This window comes from Rhodoferax sp. GW822-FHT02D07 (assembly GCF_058802405.1).
Genome location: NZ_JBXAOD010000003.1, coordinates 428,716 through 452,441, shown reverse-complemented (window position 1 = coordinate 452,441; position 23,726 = coordinate 428,716). Strand labels below are relative to the sequence as shown.

20 protein-coding genes are annotated in these 23,726 nt (G+C 63.0%); 9 read left to right on the top strand and 11 right to left on the bottom strand.

What is annotated here, in order from left to right:
- Window positions 1-33: 33 nt before the first annotated feature.
- A complete protein-coding gene (locus AC1RNN_RS10300; RefSeq protein ID WP_493088739.1) occupies window positions 34-957 on the bottom strand; it encodes an SMP-30/gluconolactonase/LRE family protein in 924 nt (307 codons plus the stop codon).
- A gap of 1 nt (window position 958) precedes the next feature.
- Complete coding sequence (locus tag AC1RNN_RS10295) at window positions 959-2,683, bottom strand: IlvD/Edd family dehydratase (protein WP_493088738.1); 1,725 nt, start codon at window positions 2,681-2,683, stop codon at window positions 959-961.
- Between the two features lie 138 nt (window positions 2,684-2,821).
- On the opposite strand from AC1RNN_RS10295, the gene AC1RNN_RS10290 reads away from it, so the two are divergent.
- Window positions 2,822-3,595 (top strand): SDR family NAD(P)-dependent oxidoreductase, encoded by a 774-nt coding sequence (locus AC1RNN_RS10290; protein WP_493088736.1) that lies wholly within the window; start codon window positions 2,822-2,824, stop codon window positions 3,593-3,595.
- Window positions 3,596-3,616: 21 nt separating this feature from the next.
- On the opposite strand, the gene AC1RNN_RS10285 is transcribed toward AC1RNN_RS10290, so the two are convergent.
- Entirely contained in the window at window positions 3,617-4,585 is a 969-nt protein-coding gene (locus AC1RNN_RS10285; RefSeq protein WP_493088735.1) for a LysR substrate-binding domain-containing protein, read from the bottom strand.
- A 147-nt stretch (window positions 4,586-4,732) separates the two neighbouring features.
- Between AC1RNN_RS10285 and chvE (AC1RNN_RS10280) the strand changes: the two genes are divergently transcribed.
- The 7 genes from chvE (AC1RNN_RS10280) (at window position 4,733) to chvE (AC1RNN_RS10250) (ending at window position 13,314) form a co-directional block, all read left to right on the top strand.
- Window positions 4,733-5,809 (top strand): multiple monosaccharide ABC transporter substrate-binding protein, encoded by a 1,077-nt coding sequence (gene chvE, locus AC1RNN_RS10280; protein WP_493088733.1) that lies wholly within the window; start codon window positions 4,733-4,735, stop codon window positions 5,807-5,809.
- 92 nt (window positions 5,810-5,901) lie between these two features.
- Entirely contained in the window at window positions 5,902-7,437 is a 1,536-nt protein-coding gene (mmsA, locus tag AC1RNN_RS10275; protein WP_493088732.1) for a multiple monosaccharide ABC transporter ATP-binding protein, read from the top strand.
- A gap of 1 nt (window position 7,438) precedes the next feature.
- The gene (gene mmsB, locus AC1RNN_RS10270) at window positions 7,439-8,638 is read left to right on the top strand and encodes a multiple monosaccharide ABC transporter permease (protein ID WP_493088730.1); all 1,200 of its coding nucleotides are present in this window, start codon (window positions 7,439-7,441) and stop codon (window positions 8,636-8,638) included.
- Window positions 8,639-8,646: 8 nt separating this feature from the next.
- The gene (locus AC1RNN_RS10265; protein WP_493088729.1) at window positions 8,647-9,576 is read left to right on the top strand and encodes a dihydrodipicolinate synthase family protein; all 930 of its coding nucleotides are present in this window, start codon (window positions 8,647-8,649) and stop codon (window positions 9,574-9,576) included.
- Between the two features lie 25 nt (window positions 9,577-9,601).
- Window positions 9,602-10,762, top strand: a complete 1,161-nt coding sequence (locus AC1RNN_RS10260) for a Gfo/Idh/MocA family protein (protein ID WP_493088727.1) — start codon at window positions 9,602-9,604, stop codon at window positions 10,760-10,762.
- Window positions 10,763-10,775: 13 nt separating this feature from the next.
- Window positions 10,776-12,218 carry an aldehyde dehydrogenase family protein gene (locus AC1RNN_RS10255; RefSeq protein WP_493088725.1) on the top strand — a complete coding sequence of 481 codons (1,443 nt, stop codon included), beginning with the start codon at window positions 10,776-10,778 and terminating at the stop codon, window positions 12,216-12,218.
- Between the two features lie 25 nt (window positions 12,219-12,243).
- Window positions 12,244-13,314 (top strand): multiple monosaccharide ABC transporter substrate-binding protein, encoded by a 1,071-nt coding sequence (chvE, locus tag AC1RNN_RS10250; RefSeq protein WP_493088723.1) that lies wholly within the window; start codon window positions 12,244-12,246, stop codon window positions 13,312-13,314.
- Window positions 13,315-13,321: 7 nt separating this feature from the next.
- Here chvE (AC1RNN_RS10250) and AC1RNN_RS10245 read toward each other — a convergent pair whose 3' ends face one another.
- Entirely contained in the window at window positions 13,322-14,410 is a 1,089-nt protein-coding gene (locus AC1RNN_RS10245) for a 3-deoxy-7-phosphoheptulonate synthase (RefSeq protein ID WP_493088721.1), read from the bottom strand.
- Between the two features lie 56 nt (window positions 14,411-14,466).
- Window positions 14,467-15,297 (bottom strand): protein NO VEIN domain-containing protein, encoded by an 831-nt coding sequence (locus AC1RNN_RS10240; protein ID WP_493088719.1) that lies wholly within the window; start codon window positions 15,295-15,297, stop codon window positions 14,467-14,469.
- 80 nt (window positions 15,298-15,377) lie between these two features.
- On the opposite strand from AC1RNN_RS10240, the gene AC1RNN_RS10235 reads away from it, so the two are divergent.
- Complete coding sequence (locus AC1RNN_RS10235; RefSeq protein ID WP_493088717.1) at window positions 15,378-15,899, top strand: retropepsin-like aspartic protease family protein; 522 nt, start codon at window positions 15,378-15,380, stop codon at window positions 15,897-15,899.
- A 17-nt stretch (window positions 15,900-15,916) separates the two neighbouring features.
- Here AC1RNN_RS10235 and AC1RNN_RS10230 read toward each other — a convergent pair whose 3' ends face one another.
- Genes AC1RNN_RS10230 through AC1RNN_RS10205 form a run of 6 tightly spaced genes read right to left on the bottom strand, consistent with a single transcriptional unit; the run spans window position 15,917 to window position 23,719 of the window.
- Window positions 15,917-16,420: a DNA-deoxyinosine glycosylase gene (locus AC1RNN_RS10230; RefSeq protein ID WP_493088715.1), complete on the bottom strand. Its 504-nt coding sequence runs from the start codon at window positions 16,418-16,420 to the stop codon at window positions 15,917-15,919.
- A gap of 26 nt (window positions 16,421-16,446) precedes the next feature.
- Entirely contained in the window at window positions 16,447-18,621 is a 2,175-nt protein-coding gene (locus AC1RNN_RS10225) for an alpha-galactosidase (RefSeq protein ID WP_493088714.1), read from the bottom strand.
- Between the two features lie 9 nt (window positions 18,622-18,630).
- A complete protein-coding gene (locus AC1RNN_RS10220; RefSeq protein ID WP_493088713.1) occupies window positions 18,631-19,731 on the bottom strand; it encodes an ABC transporter ATP-binding protein in 1,101 nt (366 codons plus the stop codon).
- Window positions 19,732-19,757: 26 nt separating this feature from the next.
- Complete coding sequence (locus AC1RNN_RS10215) at window positions 19,758-21,995, bottom strand: glycoside hydrolase family 2 protein (RefSeq protein WP_493088712.1); 2,238 nt, start codon at window positions 21,993-21,995, stop codon at window positions 19,758-19,760.
- A 9-nt stretch (window positions 21,996-22,004) separates the two neighbouring features.
- Window positions 22,005-22,823, bottom strand: coding sequence for a carbohydrate ABC transporter permease (locus AC1RNN_RS10210; protein ID WP_493088710.1), 819 nt, complete (start codon window positions 22,821-22,823; stop codon window positions 22,005-22,007).
- Entirely contained in the window at window positions 22,823-23,719 is an 897-nt protein-coding gene (locus AC1RNN_RS10205) for a carbohydrate ABC transporter permease (protein ID WP_493088708.1), read from the bottom strand. Before AC1RNN_RS10205 ends, AC1RNN_RS10210 begins: the two co-directional genes overlap by 1 nt.
- Between the last annotated feature and the right edge of the window lie 7 nt (window positions 23,720-23,726).

Below are 23,726 nucleotides of genomic sequence, written 5' to 3'. Positions count from 1 at the left end.
TGTCTCCTCGTATTTTTAGTGGGGCAACTTCATTTAACCTGTAAACAAATGCGCTGGCAATCCAGGGCTGTCGACCTCCACGGCGAATAGCGCGCCGGCCAGCGGCTCGCTGAACGGAGCCACGCCCGCTGGGGGGCTGGCGCTGGTAATGAACAGGGTGCGCAGCTGCGGCCCGCCAAAGGTGCAGCCGGTCAGCTGGCTGGCGGGGAGCTGGATGCGCAGCAGCTCCTGCCCGGTTTCAGGGTGGTGGCAGCTCAGGCGGCCGGTGCCTGCGCGTGCCAGCCAGATACGACCTGCTGCGTCGGTACATAGGCCCTGGGGCGTGCCTTCGTGCCGGGGGAGTGTGAGCCAGTTGTATGCGGCTCCCAATGTGCCGTCGGTCTGGAGCGTGTGCGCACGAATCCGGCTTTGGGCCGGGTCGGACACCAACAGGGTTTGCTGGTCGGCAGTCCAGGTCAGCCCCGGGCTGTCGCCCAGGTTGCCCAACTGGCGGGTGCAGCGCGAACCGCCGGCGTAGCGGTAGAGCGCGCCGGTGGGGGTGGGGTGACTGGGGGATGTGCTGGCCCAGAAGCGCCCGTTTGCATCGCAGACGCCGGCGCGCAGCCGGTTGCCGGGTTGGGCCGGTTCGGGCCGGTGCAGCAGTTCCAGGCGTGCGGTATCGGGGTCAAAGAAAGCCAGCTCGTGCTGCAGGGCCAGCAACAGGCCGCTATGCCCAGCGCGTTCGGCCAGCGCGCTGACGGGCTGGCCGACGGTCCAGCTGTCGCGCAGTTTCTGGGCGGGCTGGAAGCGGTGGAGCTGTTGTCCTGCCGTATCCAGCCAGTAGAGCGCGGACTCGCGCACCGACCAGAGGGGCGAAGCGCCCTGCAGCGCCTGGGCGCTCCAGACGCTGCGAACCTCTCCCAGCACTGCGGGCAGCGGGCAGTGCCGGGGTGGTGTTGCCTGCAACACCGCAGACATATCAGTGCGAGTCGCGCGGGACTCCGGCGCCACTGCCACCGACCAGGAAGTCCAGGTCGGCGCCCAAGTGGGCCTGTTGCACGGTTTCGACGTAGAGCTTGTACCAGCCGCGTTTGGGTTTCTCGGGCGCTTGCCAGGCGGCCAGGCGACGCGCCAGTTCTTCGTCCGACACTTCCAGGTGCAGCTTGCGCTCGGGCACGTTGAGTTCAATCATGTCGCCGTTCTGCACCACAGCCAGCGGGCCGCCGGCGGCGGCTTCTGGGCTGGTGTGCAGCACGGTGGTGCCGTAGGCGGTGCCGCTCATGCGGGCGTCAGAGATGCGCACCATGTCGGTAATGCCCTTCTTGAGCACCTTGGGCGGCAAGGGCATGTTGCCTACTTCGGCCATGCCGGGGTAGCCGCGCGGGCCGCAGTTCTTGAGCACCATGACGCAGTTTTCGTCGATGTCCAGGTCCGGATCATCAATCTTGGCGTGGAACTCTTCGATGGACTCGAACACCACGGCACGGCCCCGGTGCTGCAGCAGGTGCTTGGACGCAGCAGACGGCTTGATCACGGCACCGTTGGGCGCCAGGTTGCCGCGCACCACGGCAATGCCGGCGGCGGGCATGAAGGGCTCGTCCACGGTCTTGATGACTTCGCGGTTGTAACAAGGAGCGTTTTCCACGTTTTCGCGGATGGTCTTGCCGTTGACGGTAATGCAGTCGCCGTGCAGCATGGGCAAGATTTCGCGCATGACCGCAGGCAGGCCGCCGGCGTAGCAGAAGTCTTCCATCAGGTACTGGCCAGACGGTTGCAGGTTCAGGATGTTGTTCACTTCCGAACCCAGCTTGTCGAAGTCTTCCAGCTTCAGGTCCACGCCCAGGCGGCCGGCAATGGCCAGCAGGTGGATCACGGCGTTGGTGGAGCCGCCAATGGCCGCGTTGGTGCGGATGGCGTTCTCAAAGGCCTTGCGGGTCATGATCTGCGACATCTTGATGTCTTGCTTGACCATTTCCACGATGCGGCGGCCGGTGAGCTGGGCCAGGCGCTTGCGGCGTGTGTCGGCGGCGGGGATGGCGGCGTTCTCGGGGAAGGCCATGCCCAGTGCTTCGACCATGCTGGCCATGGTGGAGGCCGTGCCCATGGTCATGCAGGTGCCGCTGGAGCGGTGCATATCGCTCTCGCAGGAGGTGAATTCCTGCATGGTCATCTGACCACCGCGCACCATCTCGGACATTTGCCACACGCCAGTACCGGAGCCCACGTCCTTGCCGCGGAACTTGCCGTTGAGCATGGGGCCGCCGGAGAGGCCGATGGTGGGCAGGTCGCAGCTGGCCGCGCCCATCATCAGGGATGGCGTGGTCTTGTCGCAGCCCATGAGCAGCACGACGCCGTCGATGGGGTTACCGCGGATGCTTTCTTCCACGTCCATGGAGGCCAGGTTGCGGAACAGCATGGCCGTGGGGCGCAGCTGGGTTTCGCCCAGAGACATGACGGGGAATTCGAGCGGGAAGCCGCCGGCTTCGTACACACCGCGCTTGACGAATTCAGCAAGTTCACGGAAGTGGCCGTTGCAGGGCGTCAGCTCGCTCCAAGTGTTGCAGATGCCAATGATGGGGCGACCGTCCAGCAGGTCGTGGGGGTAGCCCTGGTTCTTGAGCCAGCTGCGGTGCACAAAGCCGTCACGGTCTTGGCGGCCGAACCAGGCGTGGCTGCGGCGGAATGGGGGCTTTTCGGAGTCCATGGGGTATGCCTCGGTTTTGTAGGGAGGAGATTCCTCCAGTTCTTGACAGCCGGCATGGTATCAATGCACAGTGATAATAGAAAATGAATTAACTAGCAATTTATATATCTAAATTGCAATCACAAAAAAAGGAAAAATATGTCAGCAGTTTCTAGCTTGGCGCGTTATCCCAGCTTGCAGGGGAAAAGCGTCTTCATCACCGGCGGTGGCACCGGCATCGGAGCGGCCATGGTCAGCGCCTTTGCCGAGCAAGGCGCGCGCGTCGCCTTTGTAGACGTGGCCACCGAGCCCAGCCAGGCCCTGGCCGAGCAGTTGCGCGCCCAAGGCGGCACGGTCTGGTGGCAGGCCTGTGATGTGCGCGATGTGGCGGCCCTGCAGGGCGCGGTGGCAGCGGCCCAGGCGGAGCTGGGCGACTTTTCGGTGCTGGTCAACAACGTGGCGCGCGATGACCGGCACACGCTGGAGTCGGTCACGCCCGAGTACTGGGATGAGCGCATGGCGGTGAACCAGCGCCCCGCTTTCTTTGCCATCCAGGCCGTGGCGCCGGGCATGCGCCGCCTTGGCGGCGGCTCGGTCATCAATCTGGGCTCCACCGGCTGGCAGACCAAGGGCAGTGGCTACCCCTGCTACGCGGTGGCCAAATCGTCCGTCAACGGCCTCACGCGCGGGCTGGCCGATTCGCTGGGGGCGGATCGCATCCGCGTGAACACGGTGTCGCCGGGCTGGGTGATGACGGAGCGCCAGATCAGCATGTGGCTGGATGCGGCTGGTGAGGCCGAGATCCAGCGCAACCAGTGCCTGCCCGACAAGCTCAAGCCCTCGGATGTGGCCCGCATGGTGCTGTTCCTGGCTTCGGACGACGGCGCCATGTGCACCGCGCAAGAATTCAAGGTGGACGCGGGCTGGTCCTGACACCAGACTCGCGACCCTGCCTCAGGGCAGAGGCGGGAAGCTGAATTCTTTGCCGTAGACCGTCATGGCCGAGGCCTTGAGGGCGCGCAGCACCACCTCGCCGGCCGGGGATAGCAGGCGGTCGCGTCGCGTGATGAAGCCAAAGGGCTCCATGTCCAGCGGTAGCGCCACCGGCAGGATGGACATGAGGCCGTGGTTGGCGTAGTAGCGCGCCACGTCCACCGCCATCACGCTGACCATATCGCTCTGCTGCATCATCTTGCTGATGAAGAGCATGGCGCTGGTCTCCACGCTGTTGGTGGGCGGCTGCAGGCCCAGTTCCTGGATCATGAGGTCGAAGCGGTGGCGCAGCATGCTGCCCGCCGGCGGCACGATCCAGCCGTACTGGAACACGTCTTCCAGGCTGGGTTTGATGGCCGTGAGCAGGGGGTGGCCCGGGCGGGCCACGGCGCAGATGGGCTCGTCGGTCACCACCTCGTAGCGCAGCGCGGCCTTGTCGTGCTCGGGTGAGGTGCGGCCCACCAGAATGTCCAGCGTGCCGCGGTGCAGCCGTTCAATGAGCACATTGCTGGGCTCGATCTGGATGGTGATGTGCAGATTCGGGTGGGCCTGCTTGACGGCGGCCACCGTGGGCGGCAGCAGCGCCAGGCCCGGCGCGGTGATGGAGCCCAGGTTGACCTGGCCGAACTGCCCGCTCTTGGCGGCCTGCAGCTCTTCGTGCGCCTGGTTGAGGCTGGCCAGGGCGGCGCGGGCGTGGCGAATCATGGTGTCGCCATACCAAGTGGGGCGCATGCCGCGTGGCAGCCGCTCGAACAAGGCCACGCCCAGCACGTCCTCCAGGTCCTTGAGCAGCTTGGAGGCTGCGGGCTGAGTCATGTTGAGCACTTGGGCGGCGCGGTGAATGTTTCCTTCCTCAGATAGCGCAACAAGTAGCAGTAACTGCCGTGTTTTAAGGCGTGCACGCAAGAACCAGTGTGTGTAGTTCGTCATATCAGGGTTACCACCAATCTATGTTTACGTATCGAAGTAGCTACAAACTATATTAGAAATTAATCTATCACATCCTTATCATGCGGGCTCTGCGCCGACCTGGCAAAGACCCCTTGTGAACCAAAGTTACTAAACAGGAGACATCCCATGACAGCACGTAGAAACACCCTGAAGGCCCTGGTTGCCAGCTTGGCCATCGGCCTGGCCTTCGGCAGCACCGTGGCCAGCGCACAGGACAAAGGCCTGGTCGGCGTAGCCATGCCCACCAAGAGCTCGACCCGCTGGATTGCCGACGGCAACAGCATGGTGACCGCCCTGGCCGCCAAAGGCTACAAGGCCGACCTGCAATACGCAGAAGATGACATCCCCAACCAATTGGCCCAGATCGAAAACATGATCACCAAAGGCGCCAAGGTGCTGGTGATTGCTGCCATTGACGGCACCACCCTGACCAACGTGCTGCAAAAGGCTGCTGACAAGGGCATCAAGATCATTTCCTACGACCGCCTGATCGTGGGCTCCAAGAACGTGGACTACTACGCCACCTTCGACAACTTCCAGGTGGGCGTGCTGCAAGCGCAATCCCTGGAAAAGGGCCTGGGTCTGAAGGAAGGCAAGGGCCCCTTCAACATCGAACTGTTCGGTGGCTCTGCTGACGACAACAATGCCTTCTTCTTCTACGACGGTGCCATGTCGGTGCTGGACCCCTACATCAAGTCCGGCAAGCTGGTGGTCCGCTCCAAGCAGACTGGCATGCAAAAGGTTGCCACCCTGCGCTGGGACGGCCAAGTGGCTCAGGCTCGCATGGAAAACCTGCTGAGCGCCTACTACGGCAAGGACAAGGTCAATGCTGTGCTGTCTCCCTATGACGGCCTGTCCATCGGCATCATCTCCGCGCTGAAGGGCGTGGGCTACGGCACCGCTGCGCAACCCATGCCTTTCGTGTCCGGCCAGGATGCTGAAGTGCCTTCCGTGAAGTCCATCATCCGCAAGGAGCAGTACTCCACCATCTTCAAGGACACCCGCGAACTCGCCAAAGTGGCCGCCAACATGGTGGACGCTGTCATGAGCGGCAAGCAGCCTGAAATCAACGACACCAAGACCTACAACAACAAGGTCAAGGTCGTTCCTTCCTACCTGCTGAAGCCTGTGGCTGTGGATCTGAGCAACTACAAGCAAGTTCTGGTGGGCAGCGGCTACATCAAGGAAGAGCAGCTCAAGTAATCAGGGTTGCGTGTAAAAAGAGGCCCTGTGCCCCCAAAGCACAGGGCTTTTTACATTCTCCCCGGGTTCAAGAGAACGATAGTCGAGGCAACATGGTCGAACCAATCCTAGAAATGCGCGGAATGCGCAAGACATTCCATGGCGTGACGGCGCTCAGCAATGTGAACCTCACGGTGCTGCCGGGCCAGATCCATGCCATCGTTGGAGAAAACGGCGCCGGCAAGTCCACCCTCATGAAGGTCCTCAGTGGCGTGTACCCGCATGGCGAGTACGAAGGCGAAATCCGCTACCAGGGCCAGGAGTGCAAGTTCAAAGGCATTCACGACAGCGAGTCGGTGGGCATCATCATCATCCACCAGGAGCTGGCGCTGGTGCCGCTGCTGTCCATCACCGAAAACATCTTTCTGGGCAACGAGCAGGCCAGCAAGGCCGGCGTGATCGACTGGAACACCTCCTACGTCAAGACCCAGGCGCTGCTGCAAAAGGTCGGGCTCAAGGAGTCGCCCAACACCCTCATCACCAACCTCGGTGTGGGCAAACAACAGCTCATCGAAATTGCCAAGGCCTTGTCCAAGGAAGTCAAGCTGCTGATTCTGGACGAGCCCACTGCCAGCCTGAACGAGAAAGACAGCGATGCGTTGCTGGAACTGCTGCTGGAGCTCAAGCGCCAGGGCATCGCCTGCATCCTGATCTCGCACAAGCTCAACGAAATTTCCAAGGTGGCCGATGCCATCACCGTGCTGCGCGACGGCGCCAGCGTGGCCACGCTGGATTGCAGCGAAGGTCCGGCCAACGAGGACGTGATCATCCGCAACATGGTGGGCCGCGAGATGGCCGACCGCTACCCCCGGCGCACGCCCAACATCGGCGACAAGGTGTTCGAGGTCAAGAACTGGACCGTGCACCACGCCGAGCATGCCGACCGCCGCGTCATCAAGGGCGTGGACCTGCACGTCAAGCGTGGCGAGATTGTCGGCATTGCCGGCCTCATGGGCGCGGGCCGCACCGAACTGGCCATGAGCATCTTCGGCCGTACCTACGGCCAGAACATCAGCGGCCAGGTGCTGCTCCATGGCAAGGAAGTGGACACCAGCACGGTGCAAAAGGCCATCAACCACGGCATTGCCTACGTGACCGAAGACCGCAAGGGCTACGGTCTGGTGCTGGATGAAACCATTGCCTGGAACACCACGCTGGCCAATCTGCCGGCTGTGGCCAAGCGCTCTGTGGTGGACGAGGGCCAGGAGTTCAGCGTGGCGCAGGACTTCCGCAAGAAGCTCAACATCCGCAGTCCCAATGTGTTTGCGCGCACCGTCAACCTCTCCGGCGGCAACCAGCAAAAAGTGGTGCTGAGCAAATGGCTGTTCTCGGAGCCCGAGGTGCTGATCCTCGACGAGCCCACGCGCGGTATCGACGTGGGTGCCAAGTACGAGATCTACACCATCATTGCGCAGCTGGCCGCAGAGGGTAAATGCGTGCTCATGATCTCCAGCGAAATGCCGGAGTTGCTGGGTATGTGCGACCGCATCTGCGTGCTCAATGAGGGCGCCTTTGTGGCGGAATTCCCCGCCGCCGAAGCGACCCAGGAAAAAATTATGCGATCTATCGTGACATCAGGAGTGAATTGACATGGCAACCCCCAATACAGGCGCAACACCAGCACCAGCAGGCAGCGGAGGCGTTGCCGCGTTCCTGAAAAACAATCTGCGTGAGTACGGTCTGCTCATCGCCCTGGTCATCATCATGGTGTTTTTCCAGGCGAAGACCGATGGCACGCTGTTCCAGCCGCTGAACCTGACCAACCTGATCCTGCAGAACAGCTACATCATCGTGATGGCGCTGGGCATGTTGCTGGTCATCGTGGCCGGCCATATTGACCTCTCGGTCGGGTCGGTGTGCGGTTTCATCGGCGCCGTGGCCGCCGTGCTCATGGTCAACTACAACTGGCACTACGTGCCCGCCACCATCGTCTGCCTGATTCTGGGTGGCGTGATCGGTGCGGCCCAGGGCTACTGGGTGGCCTTCTACAAGATCCCTTCCTTCATCGTCACGTTGGCCGGCATGCTGGTCTTCAAGGGCCTGGCCTTGGCCGTGCTCGAAGGCGCATCCGTAGGCCCCTTCCCACCCGAGTTCCAGCTGCTCAGCACCGGCTTCATCCCCGACCCCTTCTCCGGTGAAAACCTGCGCATCGCTTCGTTGGTGCTGGGCCTGCTGATTGCGCTGGCCATGCTGGTGACCAAGGTGCGTGACCGCGCGGGCCGTACCCAGCACGGCATGGAAAACGAGCCCATGGCCATCTTCGCTGCGAAGAACCTGGTCTTTGTGGCCATGATCGTCGCCTTCACCTACCTGCTGGCGTCCTACAAGGGCCTGCCCAATGTGCTCATCGTCATGTTGCTGCTGATGCTGGCGTATGACTTTGTCGCCTCCAAGACCACTATCGGTCGCCGCATCTACGCCCTGGGCGGCAACGAAAAGGCGGCTCGCCTCTCCGGCATCCGCACCGAACGCCTGACCTTCTACACCTTCATCAACATGGGTGTGTTGTCTGCTTTGGCCGGCCTCATCTTCGCAGCCCGCCTCAACACTGCCACGCCCAAGGCGGGTCTTGGATTCGAGCTGGACGTGATCGCGGCCTGCTTCATCGGTGGCGCATCCGCCTCCGGTGGCGTGGGCAAGGTGCTGGGCGCAGTGATCGGCGCCTTCATCATGGGCGTGATGAACAACGGCATGTCCATCATGGGCATTGGCATCGACTGGCAACAGGTCATCAAGGGCCTGGTGCTGCTGGCCGCCGTCTGCTTTGACGTCTACAACAAGAACAAATAAGGATCCACATGTTTACTGCTGCAAACGCCCGCTACAAGGGTGTGTTCCCTGTCGTCCCGACCACCTTCAACGATGCAGGCGCGCTCGATCTGGAGAGTCAGAAACGTTGCGTCGACTTCATGATCGAGGCTGGCTCCACCGGCCTGTGCATCCTGGCCAATTTCTCCGAGCAGTTCGTCCTCAGTGATGCCGAGCGCGAGACATTGACCCGCACCATCCTCGAACACGTCAAAGGTCGCGTCCCGGTCATCGTCACCACCACCCACTTCAGCACCGACATCACCATCGCCCGCAGCGTGCTGGCGGAGCAGCTCGGCGCCTCCATGGTCATGGTCATGCCTCCGTACCACGGCGCCACCATCCGGGTGCCAGAGGCCCAGATCTACGAGTACTTCACCCGCCTCTCGGATGCCATCAACATCCCCATCATGATCCAGGACGCCCCCGTGGCCGGCACCCCCTTGTCCGTCCCCTTCCTGGCCCGCATGGCCCAAGAGATCAAGAACGTCGCCTACTTCAAGATCGAGACCGCCGGTGCCGCTTCCAAACTGCGCGAACTCATCCGCGTGGGTGGTGCCGCCATCGAGGGCCCCTGGGATGGCGAAGAAGCCATTACCCTCATGCCCGACCTGGACGCCGGTGCCACCGGCGCCATGACCGGCGGCGCCTATCCTGACGGCATCCGCAAGATCGTGGACGCCTATGCGGCAGGCAAGCGCGATGAGGCTGCAGCCCACTACGAAAAGTGGCTGCCGCTGATCAACTACGAGAACCGCCAGGGCGGCATCCTCACCGCCAAGGCCCTGATGAAGGCTGGCGGCGTCATTGCCAGCGAGGCAGGTCGCCACCCCTTCCCGGCCATGCACCCCGCTGTGCGTGAGGGACTGTTGGATACAGCCAAGCGCCTGGACCCCATGGTTCTGCGCTGGGGCAAGTAAACCCACCACCCACTGGGAGGCACCTATGTCGGAAAACACCGTTTTCAAGCTCTTGGGCCGCCGCTTGCGCCTGGCCGTCATCGGTGGCGGTCCCGGCTCCTTCATCGGTGCCATGCACCGCCAGGCCGCCCGGCTTGATGACCGCTACGAACTCGTGGCTGCGGCCCTGTCGTCCGACCCTGAGCGCTCCCGTATCACCGGGCAGGGCATTGGCGTGGTGCAGGACCGCTGCTACCCCAGCGGGCAGGCCCTCATTGATGCGGAAGCCGCGCGCCCCGATGGTGCCGAAGTCATCGCCATCATGACGCCCAACGACAGCCACTACCAGTTCGCCATGCAGGCGCTGGAACGCGGGCTGGACGTGATTTGCGACAAACCCATGACCAACACCCTGGCCGAAGCCGAGGCCCTGCATGCGCGCGTGCAGGCCACGGGCCTGGTGTTTTGCCTCACGCACAACTACACCGGCTACCCCATGGTGCGCCAGGCCAAGGCCATGGTCGTGGCTGGTGACATCGGCGATGTGCGTCTGGTACAGGTGGAGTACGTGCAGGGCGGTCGCGCCAAGGCTGGCCCCGGCCGCAAGGCCTGGAAGGAAGAGCCGGCGCGTGGCGGCCCTTCGCTGGTGCTGGGTGACATTGGCACCCACGCGCACAACCTGTTGCGCTTCATCACCGGGTTGGAAGTCGCCGAGGTGGCGGCTGATGTGGGCAGCATCGTGCCCGACCGCATCACCCACGATTTCGCCGGCGCCATGCTGCGCATGAGCAATGGCGCACGCGGCAGCTTCTGGGTCACCCAAGCGGCGGCTGGTGTGGAAAACGGCCTGCGCATCCGCGTGAGCGGCTCCAAAGGCAGTCTGGAATGGCACCAGGAGCACCCACAGGTGCTGCAGTTCAAGCCCTTGGATGCGCCCGCCCAGGTGCGTACGCCCAACGGCCCGGGTACCCTGCCGCTGTCGGCGCGCGCCTCGCGCATCGTGGCCGGCCACCCTGAAGGCTTCCACGAAGCTTTTGCCAACCTCTACACCGACGCGTCCGATGCCATTGCGGCACGCCGCAGCGGCCAGACAGCCGACCCGCTGTCCCTGCATTTCCCCAACGCCACCGATGGCCTGCAAGGCATCCGCTTTGTGGCCGCCGCGGTGGCCTCCAGCCAACAGAACGGTGCGTGGACCGCGCCCTAACCTGCTCTTTCCTATGACGACTCCTCAACACAACAACCTCATCAACGGCGAATGGGTGGCTGGCGCCAGCTACGCGCCCAACCTCAACCCCAGCAACCTGGGTGACGTCATCGGCGAATACGCCCAGGCCGACGTAGCGCAACTGAATGCCGCCGTCGCCGCTGCCCAAAAAGCCTTCCCCGCCTGGTCCACCAGCGGCATCCAGGCGCGTGCCGATGCCCTGGACAAGATCGGTACCGAAATCCTCGCCCGCAAGGAGGAACTCGGCACCCTGCTGGCCCGCGAAGAAGGCAAAACCCGCGCCGAAGGCATAGGCGAAGCCGCCCGTGCCGGCAACATCTTCAAGTTCTTCGCCGGCGAATGCCTGCGCCTGGCCGGAGAAACCGTGCCTTCGGTCCGTCCCGGCATCGGTGTGGAAGTCACCCGCGAGCCGCTGGGTGTCATCGGCCTCATCACCCCCTGGAACTTCCCCATCGCCATTCCTGCCTGGAAGATTGCCCCGGCATTGGCCTACGGCAACTGCGTCGTCCTGAAACCTGCAGATCTGGTCCCCGGCTGCGCCTGGGCCCTGGCCGACATCATCAGCCGCAGCGGCATCCCTGCCGGCGTCTTCAACCTCGTCATGGGTTCTGGCCGTGTCATTGGTGACGCCCTGGTCAACCACCCCGGCATCACTGCCATCAGCTTCACCGGCTCTGTCGGCGTGGGCCAGCGCATTGCTGCTGCTTGTGCCGGCCACATGAAGAAGGTGCAGCTGGAAATGGGTGGCAAGAACCCCCAGGTCATCCTGGACGATGCCGACCTGAACGTGGCGGTCGAGCTCAGCGTGCAAAGCGCCTTCTATTCCACCGGCCAGCGCTGCACCGCGTCCAGCCGCCTCATCGTTACCGACAAGATCTACCCCGCCTTCATTGAAGCCATGCAGAAACGCATGGCTGCCATCAAGGTGGGTGACGCCCTGGAAGCCGGCATTGACATCGGCCCCGTGGCCTCGCAGCCCCAGCTGGAGCAAGACCTCTCCTATGTGGAAATCGGCAAGGCCGAAGGCGCCACCCTGCTCACAGGCGGTGAGCGCCTGAGCCGTGGCACCGAGGGTTACTACATGGCCCCCGCCCTGCTGGTGGATAGCACCGCCGCCATGCGTATCAACCGTGAAGAAATCTTTGGCCCGGTGGCCAGCGTCATCCGCGTCAAGGACTACGAAGAAGCGCTGTTCACCGCCAACGACACGCCCTTTGGCCTGTCCGCTGGCATTGCCACCACCAGCCTGAAGTACGCCACGCACTTCAAGCGCCACAGCCAGGCGGGCATGGTGATGGTGAACCTGCCGACTGCCGGGGTGGACTACCACGTGCCGTTTGGCGGGCGCAAGGGCTCCAGCTACGGGCCACGGGAACAAGGCAAGTACGCGGCCGAGTTCTTCACCACCGTCAAGACCGCTTACACGCTCGCCTGATTCAAACAATAACGAGGAGACAGGCATGCGACCCCTACGACGGTTCTTTTTAAGTGCAGTGTTGTTGGGGTCCATGCCCTGGGCCCACGCACAGATCGCCAGCAAAGGCGGCGTGGGCATCCTCATGCCCACTGTCACCTCGCAGCGCTGGGTGGTGGACGGTCTGGCCATGGTGCGCGCCATGGACAAGCTGGGCTACCGCCCCGACCTGAAATACGCCAACGACGACATCGCCACCCAGATCGCGCAGACGGAGGAGATGATCAAGGCCCCTGACATGAAGGTGCTGGTCATCGGTGCCATCGACGGCAGCAAGCTCGCACCCGTGCTGCAAAAGGCGGCTGAGAAAAAGATCAAGGTCATCGCCTACGACCGCCTGATCCGCGACACGCCCCACGTGGACTACTACGCCACGTTCGACAACTTCCAGGTCGGTGTGCTGCAGGGCTCCGACATCATCGAGCGCCTGGGGCTGGACAAGGGCAAAGGCCCGTTCAACATCGAGCTGTTCGGCGGCTCGGCGGACGACAACAACGCCTTCTTCTTCTACGACGGCGCCATGTCCGTGCTCAAGCCCTATATCGACAAGGGCAAGTTGGTCATTGGCTCGGGCCAGATCGGCATGGACAAGGTCTCCACGCTGCGCTGGAGCGGCTCGGTGGCGCGCGCACGTCTTACGCAGATTCTGGACAAGTACTACGCCAAGCAGCGTCTGGACGCCCTGCTCTCGCCCTATGACGGCATCAGCATCGAGCTCCTCACCGCCATGAAGAAGGCCGGCTACGGCCAGGGCAGCGGCCACCCCCTGCCCGTGGTGACAGGGCAAGACGCCGAGATGCCCTCGGTGCGCTCCATCATTCGTGGCGAGCAAAGCTCCACCGTCTTCAAAGATAACCGCGAGCTGGCCCAAGTCACCACCACCATGGTGGACGCCATCCTCTCCGGCAAGAAGCCGCTCATCAACGACGAGAAGACCTACAACAACGGCCAGAAGGTGGTGCCGTCCTACCTGCTCAAGCCCATGAAGGTGGATGTGGAAAACTGGCGCGCGGCGCTGGTCAACTCCGGCTACTACAAGGCCGACCAGTTCCGCTGATCGCGGCTTAGCCGCGGCGCTGGCGCACGGCTGCGGCCAGTTCCTGCAGCACCGGCACGGTCTGCGCCAGGCTGATACAGGCATCGGTCACGCTCAGACCGTGCTTCAGTGCCTGGCCGGGCACGATGTCCTGCCGGCCCTCGTTAATGTGGCTCTCGATCATGATGCCGGTGATGCGCTTGTCGCCCGCTGTGATTTGCGCTGCCACATCCTGCGCCACCACGATTTGCCGCGCGTGCTGCTTGCTGCTGTTGGCGTGGCTCACGTCGATCATCACCTGCTCGCGCTGGCCTGCCGCCTTGAGCAGCGTGCACGCTGCATCCACGTCGGCAGCAGAGTAGTTGGGCTGCTTGCCGCCGCGCAGGATCACGTGGCAATCGTCGTTGCCCCGGGTCTCAAAAATCGCCGCCTGGCCCATCTTGGTCATGCCCATGAAGGCGTGCGCCGCCTTGGCGGCCTGGATCGCGTCGGTGGCCACCTTGATGCCACCGTCCGTGCCGTTCTTGAAACCCACGGGGCAGGACAGGCCGCTGGCCAGCTGGCGGTGGCTCTGGCTCTCGGTAGTGCGCGCGCCAATGGCGCCCCAGCTCACCAGCTCGCTGATGAATTGCGGCGACAGCAGGTCCAGAAATTCGGTGCCCACAGGCAGGCCCAGCGCCAGCACATCCAGCAGCAGGCGGCGCGCCAGCTCCAGCCCTTCGTTAATGGCAAAGCTGTCGTCCAGGTGCGGGTCGTTGATATAGCCCTTCCAACCCACGGTGGTGCGCGGCTTCTCGAAGTACACGCGCATCACCACCAGCAGATCGTCCTGCAAGGCATCGGCCTGCACCTTGAGCGCCCGCGCGTACTCCATAGCCTGGTCATGGTCATGGATGGAACAGGGGCCCACCACGACCACCAGCCGGTCGTCCTGCCCATGCAGCACGCGCGAGATCGCCGCCCGGCTGCTCTCCACCAGCGCCTCGGCCGCGGCCGGCACCGGCAGCTTTTCCTCCAGCAGCGCCGGTGTGATGAGCGGGCGCACCGCGCCAATGCGCACATCGTCGATGCGCGTAGTGTCGTGGGTGGTGAGGTGGGCGGCGGTGGAGCTGGTCATGCTATGAAATAAATAGCTGCTTGCGCAGATTGAATGAGGGCTAGAAGGTGATTTTATTAAAAGCTTGCCCGATAGCTAACGGGGTCTAGATCGCAGTGAATATCGATTGCCCCCGGTAGATCAAACAGCTTGGGCTGTTTCTTGAACTCGAACAGCCGATACAGGTGAAACTGCTGACTGGCAATTTTCGAAAGTGCAAGTTCGTTCTTGGACACAAAGAAGGGCGTTTCTTTGCTGAAGCTGGTGGTCTTTACTTCAATGAGACGTTCGCGCCCATCCGTTTCGAAAGATAGAACGTCATACCCGAGTCCGTCGCCTTTAGTTTTCGAAACATGCTCAACCCGATCTGCTAGTCGGTGTTCACCCAATGCATTCAGGCGCCAATGCTCATACAGCGTTACAAATTCTTCGCCTGCAAGCCCCAAGGACATGTTTTGTGCCTCTCGCTCCAAATAGTCTCGCTTGGATGCTTTGAAAGTAGGATTCATTGAGGACTCAGATGCTCGATGTTGCTTCTTGGGGCTCTCTGTTTTTACTGACTTGAAATCGGTCCATTGAGGTGTTGCTACCGGCTGTTGTACCGCTGACAGAACGATTTCGTCCAAGGACTCCTTAGTCTTGAGCTGTTGCGTAACGACTTCGACTAGAAGATGCTGGTAGTTCGCACGAGGCTGGTATCCGCGAATGCTGGGGTATCCCAGGTCAATGAGGGCTGCACTGATATTGCAGTGTTTGAACTCAATTGAACCCTCCGAGCGGTTGGAGAGTTTGGCTTGAAGGTGGCGGCGATGTTCTGTTTTGCTAAAGCGTTGACCGGCCAGTTCAAGCGTGAGCATGTGAAGATAGTCAGCAACGATCGCCTCGACTTCCTCTCTTGTCCATTCCATAGTCACTCCCAATTCACATGCCTGATTGTGTCCGATCAAAAATGTGCCGATAGTTGTTCCGATAGCGATAGCCTCTACTCATGTCCAACGCCACAGACAACCCCAACGACCTCCCCACCAGCCTAAAGTGGGGGCCATTCGCCATCGTGCTCGTGTGGCTGGCCATCATCGGCGGACTGTATTTTGTGTCCGCCCAATACCTCAAACCCAAACCCGTGGTCACGTTACCGGGTGGTGCGTTGGTAATTCCCATGGCACGCGATGGGCATTTCTATGCCACGGGCACGGTAGCGGGGCAGCCGGTGGAGTTTCTGATCGACACCGGTGCTTCCATGGTGGTGGTGAGCGAGGCGCTGGCGAAGCAGGCTGGGTTGACCGGGGGCACGCCCACCGTGTTCAAGACAGCCAATGGCGATTTGGCGGGGCGCATCCATGCGGATGTGCCGGTGGCGCTGGGCTCTGCGCAGGTCTCGGCGGTGCGGGTGGGGGTTGGGCTGGTAGGCGGCGAACCCGACGAGGCCTTGCTGGGTCAGGGCTTTCTCAACAAATTCGACGTCACCCTCAGCGACCGCCAGATGACACTGCGGCCCAAAGCGCCCTGAGTCCGCGTGAAGTCGGGCTAGACCAGCCCGTGCCGCTCCATCACCTCGCGCCACGCGGCCAGCTTGCGCTCGAAGCTCCAGCTCGCATTCGCCGGGCTGGTGCTCGGTAGCTTGTAGACCGGTACGCTCAGGGTTGCGGTGTGGTGGGCGTGCTTGTAGCTCTCACCGCCGTTGTGGCCTATGGCCTGCAGCTGCGGCAGGCGCAGGCCGGCAATGTCGTTGGCCACAGCGTTGCGGATGGCCGTGTCCAGGCTGCCTTCGCGCTCGCAGCTGGCGTACACATCCCACACGCCCAGGCCCCGCTCCAGCAACCATGCGCTACGCTTTTCATAGCTGCTCGCGCATATTTCATGGGGGCTAGATGGCCAAATGGCCTGCAATATCTTCCAGAATTGGTTTTGCGGGTGCGCGTAGTACTGCTGCGTCTGCAGCGAGCGCACGCCCGGAAAGCTGCCCAGGATGAGCACCCGCGTGGCGGGGGAGACCAGGGGTGGCAGTCCGGTGAGCGTTGTGGCGGTCATGGGCCTATTGTCCGGCCCCGGCCGGCTTACTGCGGGATGAAGCGCAGCCGGTAGATCAGCGCGCTCTCCGCATTCATGCGCGGCAGCGGCAGGCCCACGGCGGCCAGCCATGCGCCATGCGCCGTGGGTGGCAGACCCTGCTGCGCGCCGGCGGCCAGGGCGGCGTCGTTGAGCGGGCTGCTGGTCCAGTCGGGCGGCGTGGGGTCCAGCCGTTCGATCGTGTAGTGCGCAGCGGGGCGCAGCATGGGCAGGCGCAGGGGCGGTGTGTTGCGGTGGCTGGTGGGGGCGGTGCGGTACACCAGCAGCAGCACTTCGCTGGCACCGGCATCGCCATGGGCCTGCCACAGCACGCCGTCACCCGCCTCGCCCAGCCACACCTGGCCGGTGTGCAGGCGGTTGCGCAGCTGCTTGTAAAGGCCCACCCACTGGCCGACGGCCATGCGTTCGGCGTCGCTGAGGTGGCGTACATCGGCCTCAATGCCCAAATGTCCGCTGATGGCCACGCCGGCGCGGAAGTTCAGGCTCTGGCTGCGACCCGTGGTGTGCGCAGGCGCGGGGCCAATGTGGGCCCCCAAAATTTCCGGCGGCAAAAACTGCAGCGCACCGCGCTGGATAGCTATGCGCGACAAGGCATCGTTGCAGTCACTGGTCCAGACGCGGTGGGTGTGGGCCAGTGCGCCCATGTCCAGCCGCCCACCGCCGGAGGCGCAGCTCTCCATCTCCAGCTCCGGGTGGGCGGCGCGCACGCGGTCCCACAGCGCGTACAGCGCATGCACAAAGCGGCGGTACGCGGGTTGGCTCAACGCGTTACCGGCCGTGGTCAGGTCGCGGTTCATGTCCCACTTCAGGTAGGCAATGGGCACGTTCTGCAGCAAGGTGTCGAGCTTGGTGAACAGGTAGTCCGCCACCTCAGTGCGGGCCACGTCCAGCACCAGCTGGTTGCGCATGGTGAGCAGGGGCCGGCCTTCAAGCTGCAGCGCCCAGTCGGGATGGGCGCGGAAGAGCTGGCTGTCGGGGCTGACCATTTCGGGCTCCACCCACAGGCCAAACTCCATGCCCAGCTCGTTCACATACCGGGCCAGTGGCAGCAGGCCGTGCGGGTACTTGCCGGCATCCGGCCACCAGTCGCCCAAGGCGGCCTGGTCGCTGTGCCGGCCCTGGAACCAACCGTCGTCCAGCACAAAGCGCTCTACGCCCACGCTGGCGGCCGCCGCAGCCAGGGCGCGGATGTCGTCGGTGCGGTGGTCAAAGTAGACCGCCTCCCAGGTGTTCAGGTGTACCGGGCGCGGACGCATGCGGCCGCCGGGCCAGGGCAGGCGGTTGCGCACGGTGGCGTGGAAGTTGGCGGCCAGGCCGTTCAGGCCCTGCGTGGAGCAGCTGGCGAACAGCGTCGGCGTGACCAGCGATTCGCCAGCCGCCAGGCGCACTTCGCCCGGCGCCAGCCATTCACCCATCTGCCATTGGTATTGCCCATCGTGCAGCCATTCAATGGCTTGACGGTGGTTGCCCGACCAGCCCAGCTGTGCGCCGTACACGGTGCCGCTGTGTTGGGTGGCGCCCGGAGTGGTGACCACGGCGCCGGGAAAGCTGTCGTGCGAGGTGCGGCCGCGCCGGTTCTCGCGTTGCCACAGGCTACGCGAGAGCGCGTCCTCCTGTAGCTGAAACTCGTTGGCCCACTGGCCGGTGTAGGAGCGCACGGTGTGCGCATCGCCGGGCAGCGGCACGGTGCCTGCGGCCAGCCATTGCACGTCCAGCACATCGCTGCCGTCGTTAAACAACTCGCTGCGCAGTTGCAGCACATCGTGCGCATCCAGCGTTACCTGCAGCACCAGGCGCAGCTGCGCCACGCTGTCAGTCAGATCAACTGCAATGCTTTGACCCGCCGCCAAGGTCTCGATGCGGCAGCTGGTGAACTGCTGCGCAAACTGCTGGCCGCTGCGATGCGCCAGCAGCGCACTCTGCATGTACCAACCCACGCCAAAGGTGGGCGCCACGCTCAGCGGCTGGTCGAACTCCATGCTGCTGGGCGGGATGGCGCGGCCATCGCGCAGCGGCGCCAGGGGTACGCAGCCGTCTGGCAGGCGCGGGCCCCAGTAGCGCCACAGCGGCGCCTCCTGGGGGCGCACCTCCAGCACCACGCTGCTGTGGGTGCCGTGCAAAACAGTGAAGGTGGCGGAGGCCTCGGACGCGTGGGTGGGCATGAAATCAGTTTATTTGCAGTAAATGCGTGCGCCGCTCTTGTCGAACAGCAGGGCCTTGGCCGCGTCAAAGCGCGCGTCCAGCGCCTGGCCCGAACGCAGGCTGCGGCCGTGTTTGCTTTCCATCACCACCATCACACCGCTGGCAGAACGGCCATACACAAAGGTCTCACCGCCCAGGTGCTCCAGCATGTCGATGGTGACGGGCAGCGTGGCGCTGCCGTCCTCTACAAAGTGCTCGGGCCGTACGCCCACGGACACTTCGGTGCCCACAGCGGGCAATGTGCCGTCCAGCGGCAGGGTGACCACCCCATCGCCAAAGCCGCTGAGGGCGACCTGGCACTGGTTGATGCCGTTGGCCCGCAAATGGTTGGTGACTTTGCCTTCAAAGAAGTTCATGCGTGGCGAGCCGATGAAGCCGGCTACAAAGGTGTTGGCCGGGTTGTCATACAGCTCCAGCGGCGCTCCCACCTGCTCGACCACACCGGCGCGCAGCACCACGATTTTGTCGGCCAGGGTCATGGCCTCCACCTGGTCGTGCGTCACGTAGATGATGGTGCTGCCCAGCTCGCGGTGCAGGCGCGCAATCTCGATGCGCATGTGCACGCGCAGCTCGGCGTCCAGGTTGGAGAGCGGTTCGTCAAACAAGAACACTTGTGGATCGCGCACGATGGCGCGGCCGATAGCCACGCGCTGGCGCTGCCCGCCCGACAGGGCCTTGGGCTTGCGGTCCATGAGCGGCTCCAGGCCCAGAATCTTGGCGGCGGCGTCTACCTTGTTCTTGACCACGTCTTTGGCCACACCGGCGTGCTTGAGGGCAAAGCCCATGTTTTCGCGCACGGTCATGTGGGGGTAGAGCGCGTAGCTCTGGAACACCATGGCAATGCCGCGCTTGGACGGGTCCACGTGGTTCATGACCTGGTCGCCGATGCGCAGCTCGCCGCTGGTGATGTCTTCCAGGCCCGAGATGGCGCGCAACAGCGTGGACTTGCCACAGCCCGAGGGGCCCACGAACACCACGAACTCGCCGTGCTTGATGTCAAGGTCCACGCCCCGGATGATTTCAATATCGCCAAAGGACTTGCGGACTTGTGTGAGTTTGACGTCTGCCATGTTGTATTCCTCGTCGACTCGGTAATTTACGCGGCTTGCAGCGTGACACGCTGCTCACCCATGCGGCGGGTGGATACGCGCAGGGTGATGTAGCCCACCGCACCGGTGGTCTCTACCCAGAAACCGGTGGTGCCACCCTTGAAGGTCAGCAAGTCGGGGCCCAGCAGCTTGGCAGCGCCGCTTACTTCGACATGCACCACATCGTCCATAAACGGCAGCAGGCGGCCAGCCTGGTCCAGCGCGCGCACGATGACGCGGGTGGCATCTTTCTCATGGGCGTGCAATTGGGTGTCGTCCACCTGCACTTGCAGGGTGGTGGGCACCGGGTTGCCGGAGAGCTTGACGGTAGACACCGCTTTGCCGTCGATATAGCCCGTCACCGTGGCATCACGCCACAGCATGCCCCAAGCGCCCAGGTCGTTCATGTTGACGTGGCGGCTGTCGAAGATGACCGGTGCGTGCGGCAGGTGCGGGTACAGCCCACGGTCGGGTTCGGCGCGCTTGGGCGCGAAGTCGCCCACCTGCAGTTCCACGTAGTCGCAGTTGGTCAGCACGATCAGGGGCAGCACTTCGCAGCGGTCTTTCTCGCCCCGGGCCCAGTAGGTCACCGGCTGCAGCACCACTTGCTCGGCCGGGCTGCACTGGCTGGTGTAGCCCCAGGCGGCGAACTTGGGTTCGCGGAAGATGTCCATCACGCCGTGGTGGCAGATGCGATCGCCCGCGCCGAAGTCTTTGTGCGTGTTGTAGTCAAACATGCACCAGCCAATCGCGCCGCTGATGACAGGGTTTTCATACGCCTTGTTCAGCACATCCAGATGGCGGCGCACATGCTCGGCCTGCCGGTCTTCGGGGTCGATGCGCTTGGTGGGGTACATGTGGCCGTTGAACTCGGTCACGAGGTATGGCACCTCGTGGTCCAGGCCGGTCACTTGGCGCGGCTGGCGCAACGGCGTGGGAGCCACACCCTTCATCCATTCCTCGGTGGCCACGTGGCAGAAGTCGTTCACGGTGTACACGTCTTCGAGCAGCTCGCTGTTTTCAATGTAGCGCACGCCACCGGTCTGGCGTGTGGTGTCCAGGGTGCGGGCCATCGCGTTGGTGCGGGTGTAGAAGTCGTGGTTGTCCTGCGACTCGTTGATGCGAACGCCCCAGATGATGATGGAGGGGTGGTTCCAGTCGCGCTCTACCATGCGGCGCACGTTCTCCACCGACTCGTCCTGCCAGGCTTGGCCGCCGATGTGCTGCCAACCGGGAATTTCTTCAAATACCAGCAGACCAATCTCGTCGCAGCGGTCCAGAAAGTAGGTGGACTGCGGGTAGTGGGAGGTGCGTACCAGGTTGCATTTGAGCACGTCTTTCATCACGTCCGCGTCTTTGGCCTGGGCGCGCTGGCCCATGGCGTAGCCCACATAGGGGAAGCTCTGGTGACGGTTCAGGCCGCGGATCTTGACGTGTTTGCCGTTGAGGAAAAAGCCCTCGGTGGTGAAGCGTGCGGTGCGGAAACCAAAGCGGGTGCTGAGCTGGTCGCCATTGCCCAGCGTGGTGCGGACCAGGTAGAGCTGGGGTGCGTCCAGCTCCCAGAGATGCAGGCCGCCGAGTTCGGCAAACGAGGCGCTAAAGCCTTCTGCCGATACCGCCACGGTCTGCTGGTGCAGCACTGCGCCGTCCAAGGTGCATAGTTCCACCAGCGCGCTGCCGGTCACTGCCGCGTTGGTGGGGTTGGCGATGAAGCCCTTGACCAGCACGCCCTTGGCGTCGCTCAGTTCATTGGACGTTTCGACCTTGAGGTTGGCGATCGACACGGCGTCGGTCACCTGCAGCCACACATCGCGGTAGATGCCGGCGTAGGTCAGGTAGTCAATCTGCCCACCGAAGGGGGGGATCTCGGGGTTCTCGCTGCCGTCCACTTTCACGGTGATCAGGTTGTCGCCTTCTTTCAGCAAACCTGTGAGGCGCGCGGTGAAGGGCGTGTAGCCGTCCTTGTGGGCCACCACCTGCTGGCCGTTGACCCAAACCACGCTGTTGGCCATGGCGGCATCAAAGCGCAGACTCACTTCGCGGCCGGCGTACTCGGGCTTCCAGGCCAGGGTGGTCTGGTAGCCGAATTCCTTCTGGAAACTGCGCTCGTCGAAGTAGGTCATGTCCAGGTCGACGGCGTTGTGCGGCAGGCGCACGGTTTCGCCGGGCATGGTCTTGGAGATCAGTTCAGGCGAAAAAGAGGTGTGAAAGGTCCAGCCCGAGACGAGCTTGGTAACGGTACGCATGAGAAAACCTTATTTGACGGAGCCCAGCATGCCCTGTACGAACTGCCGTTGCATTGCGAAGAACACCACGAGGGTGGGAAGGGTGGCGAGCACGGCCGCAACCATGATCACGCCGAAGTCGGGGAAGTAGGCCGAGCCGAGCGAGGACAGCACCAGGGTGATGGTCTTGAGCTCGGGCGACTGCAGCACGATGAGGGGCCAGAGGAAGTTGTTCCAGGCCGCCATGAAGACGATGATGAAGGCCGCTGCGTAGGTGGAGCGCATCACCGGCACATAGACAAACAGGAAGATCTGCCATTCCTTGAGGCCGTCCAGGCGGGCCGCTTCGCGCAGCTCGCTGGGGAAAGCCTTGGTGCTCTGGCGGAAGTAGAAGACGATGTAGGCCGAGGCCAGTACGGGCAGCACGACGGCCAGGTGGGTGTCGAGTAGGTCGAACTTGGCCATCAGGATGAACAGCGGGATCATCAGTGCGGCAAACGGCACCATCAGGGTGAGCAGCAGGCCGTTGTAGACGCGCTCGCGGGCCTTGGAGCTGAACACTTCGAAGCCGTAGCCCGCCATGGAAGAGATCAGCAGCGTGAAAAAGCCACCGATGATGGCGATCTTGCCGGAGTTCCAGAACACCTGGACCACATCAAAGGTCTTGCCCAACTTGAGCAGGTTGTCCCACAAGGCACTGCCCGGGGTGAACTTGCCTTTGGTCACATCCACCGAGGCATTGGTAGCGCTGATCGCCATCCACGCAAACGGAAACAGCGAGAGCAAGGCCATGAGGCCGAGGAACAGATAGACCCCGGCCATGCGGAATTTTTCAGACCAGTTCGTCATCATGTGCGCTCCCGTGCGGCATAGAACTGGATGAAGGCCAGCACGGCAACCAGGGCCACGATGACGTAGGAAACTGTCGCGGCATAGCCGAAGTTGGGCACGAATTTGAACGACAGGTTGTAGATGTACATGGACAGCGTGAGCGTGTTGTCCGAGAACACGGTGCCCACGGTGGTGATATTCATGGGTTCATCAAACAACTGCAGCGTGCCGATGGTGGAGGTCACCGTGGTGAACAGGATCACCGGCTTGAGCATGGGGATGGTGATGGAGACAAAGCGGCGGTAGGCCGAAATGCCATCGATGCGGGCGGCTTCGTAGATCGACTTGTCGATGTTCTGCATGGCCGCCAGATAGAAGATCATGTTGTAGCCAGTCCAGCGCCAGGTAATGGCGATGATGATGACCACCTTGGACCAAAACGGATCGTTGAGCCAGGGAATCGGCTCGCTGATCAGGCCCAGCCACGCCAGCGCGTGGTTGACCAGGCCGTCATACGAAAACATGCTCTTGAACACCACCGAATACGCCACCAGCGAGGTCACGCAGGGCAGAAAGACTGCCGTGCGCAACAGCCCGCGAAAGCGCAGGTTGGGCATGTTCAGGCAGCTGGCCATGACCAGCGCCAGCAGCAGCATGATGGGCACCTGGATCACCAGGAAGATGCAGGTGTTGGTCAACGCCCTGAAGAACACAGGGTCGTTGACCAGACGCTGCACATTGCCCGCGCCTACGAATTCAACCACCGTCCCTTGGCCGGCATGCAGTGACATCCACAGCGACTGGAGGATCGGCCAGGCCATGAAGACCCCGATCAGCGCCAGCGCGGTAGAAACAAAGAGCCAACCGTTGACGTCGTAGAAACGCCGGTAGCTGGTGGTAGGCGTGGGCCCCATGGTGCTC

Bases quoted from the DNA above. Each gene is read 5' to 3' on its own strand.
- AC1RNN_RS10225 (WP_493088714.1), bottom strand. From the start codon at position 18,621: ATGCCCACCCACGCGTCCGAGGCCTCCGCCACCTTCACTGTTTTGCAC.
- AC1RNN_RS10235 (WP_493088717.1), top strand. From the start codon at position 15,378: ATGTCCAACGCCACAGACAACCCCAACGACCTCCCCACCAGCCTAAAG.
- AC1RNN_RS10210 (WP_493088710.1), bottom strand. From the start codon at position 22,823: ATGACGAACTGGTCTGAAAAATTCCGCATGGCCGGGGTCTATCTGTTC.
- mmsA (WP_493088732.1), top strand. From the start codon at position 5,902: ATGGTCGAACCAATCCTAGAAATGCGCGGAATGCGCAAGACATTCCAT.
- AC1RNN_RS10245 (WP_493088721.1), bottom strand. From the start codon at position 14,410: ATGACCAGCTCCACCGCCGCCCACCTCACCACCCACGACACTACGCGC.
- AC1RNN_RS10240 (WP_493088719.1), bottom strand. From the start codon at position 15,297: ATGGAATGGACAAGAGAGGAAGTCGAGGCGATCGTTGCTGACTATCTT.
- AC1RNN_RS10255 (WP_493088725.1), top strand. From the start codon at position 10,776: ATGACGACTCCTCAACACAACAACCTCATCAACGGCGAATGGGTGGCT.
- chvE (WP_493088723.1), top strand. From the start codon at position 12,244: ATGCGACCCCTACGACGGTTCTTTTTAAGTGCAGTGTTGTTGGGGTCC.
- AC1RNN_RS10290 (WP_493088736.1), top strand. From the start codon at position 2,822: ATGTCAGCAGTTTCTAGCTTGGCGCGTTATCCCAGCTTGCAGGGGAAA.
- AC1RNN_RS10285 (WP_493088735.1), bottom strand. From the start codon at position 4,585: ATGACGAACTACACACACTGGTTCTTGCGTGCACGCCTTAAAACACGG.
- AC1RNN_RS10230 (WP_493088715.1), bottom strand. From the start codon at position 16,420: ATGACCGCCACAACGCTCACCGGACTGCCACCCCTGGTCTCCCCCGCC.
- chvE (WP_493088733.1), top strand. From the start codon at position 4,733: ATGACAGCACGTAGAAACACCCTGAAGGCCCTGGTTGCCAGCTTGGCC.
- AC1RNN_RS10260 (WP_493088727.1), top strand. From the start codon at position 9,602: ATGTCGGAAAACACCGTTTTCAAGCTCTTGGGCCGCCGCTTGCGCCTG.
- AC1RNN_RS10300 (WP_493088739.1), bottom strand. From the start codon at position 957: ATGTCTGCGGTGTTGCAGGCAACACCACCCCGGCACTGCCCGCTGCCC.
- mmsB (WP_493088730.1), top strand. From the start codon at position 7,439: ATGGCAACCCCCAATACAGGCGCAACACCAGCACCAGCAGGCAGCGGA.
- AC1RNN_RS10265 (WP_493088729.1), top strand. From the start codon at position 8,647: ATGTTTACTGCTGCAAACGCCCGCTACAAGGGTGTGTTCCCTGTCGTC.
- AC1RNN_RS10220 (WP_493088713.1), bottom strand. From the start codon at position 19,731: ATGGCAGACGTCAAACTCACACAAGTCCGCAAGTCCTTTGGCGATATT.
- AC1RNN_RS10215 (WP_493088712.1), bottom strand. From the start codon at position 21,995: ATGCGTACCGTTACCAAGCTCGTCTCGGGCTGGACCTTTCACACCTCT.
- AC1RNN_RS10205 (WP_493088708.1), bottom strand. From the start codon at position 23,719: ATGGGGCCCACGCCTACCACCAGCTACCGGCGTTTCTACGACGTCAAC.
- AC1RNN_RS10295 (WP_493088738.1), bottom strand. From the start codon at position 2,683: ATGGACTCCGAAAAGCCCCCATTCCGCCGCAGCCACGCCTGGTTCGGC.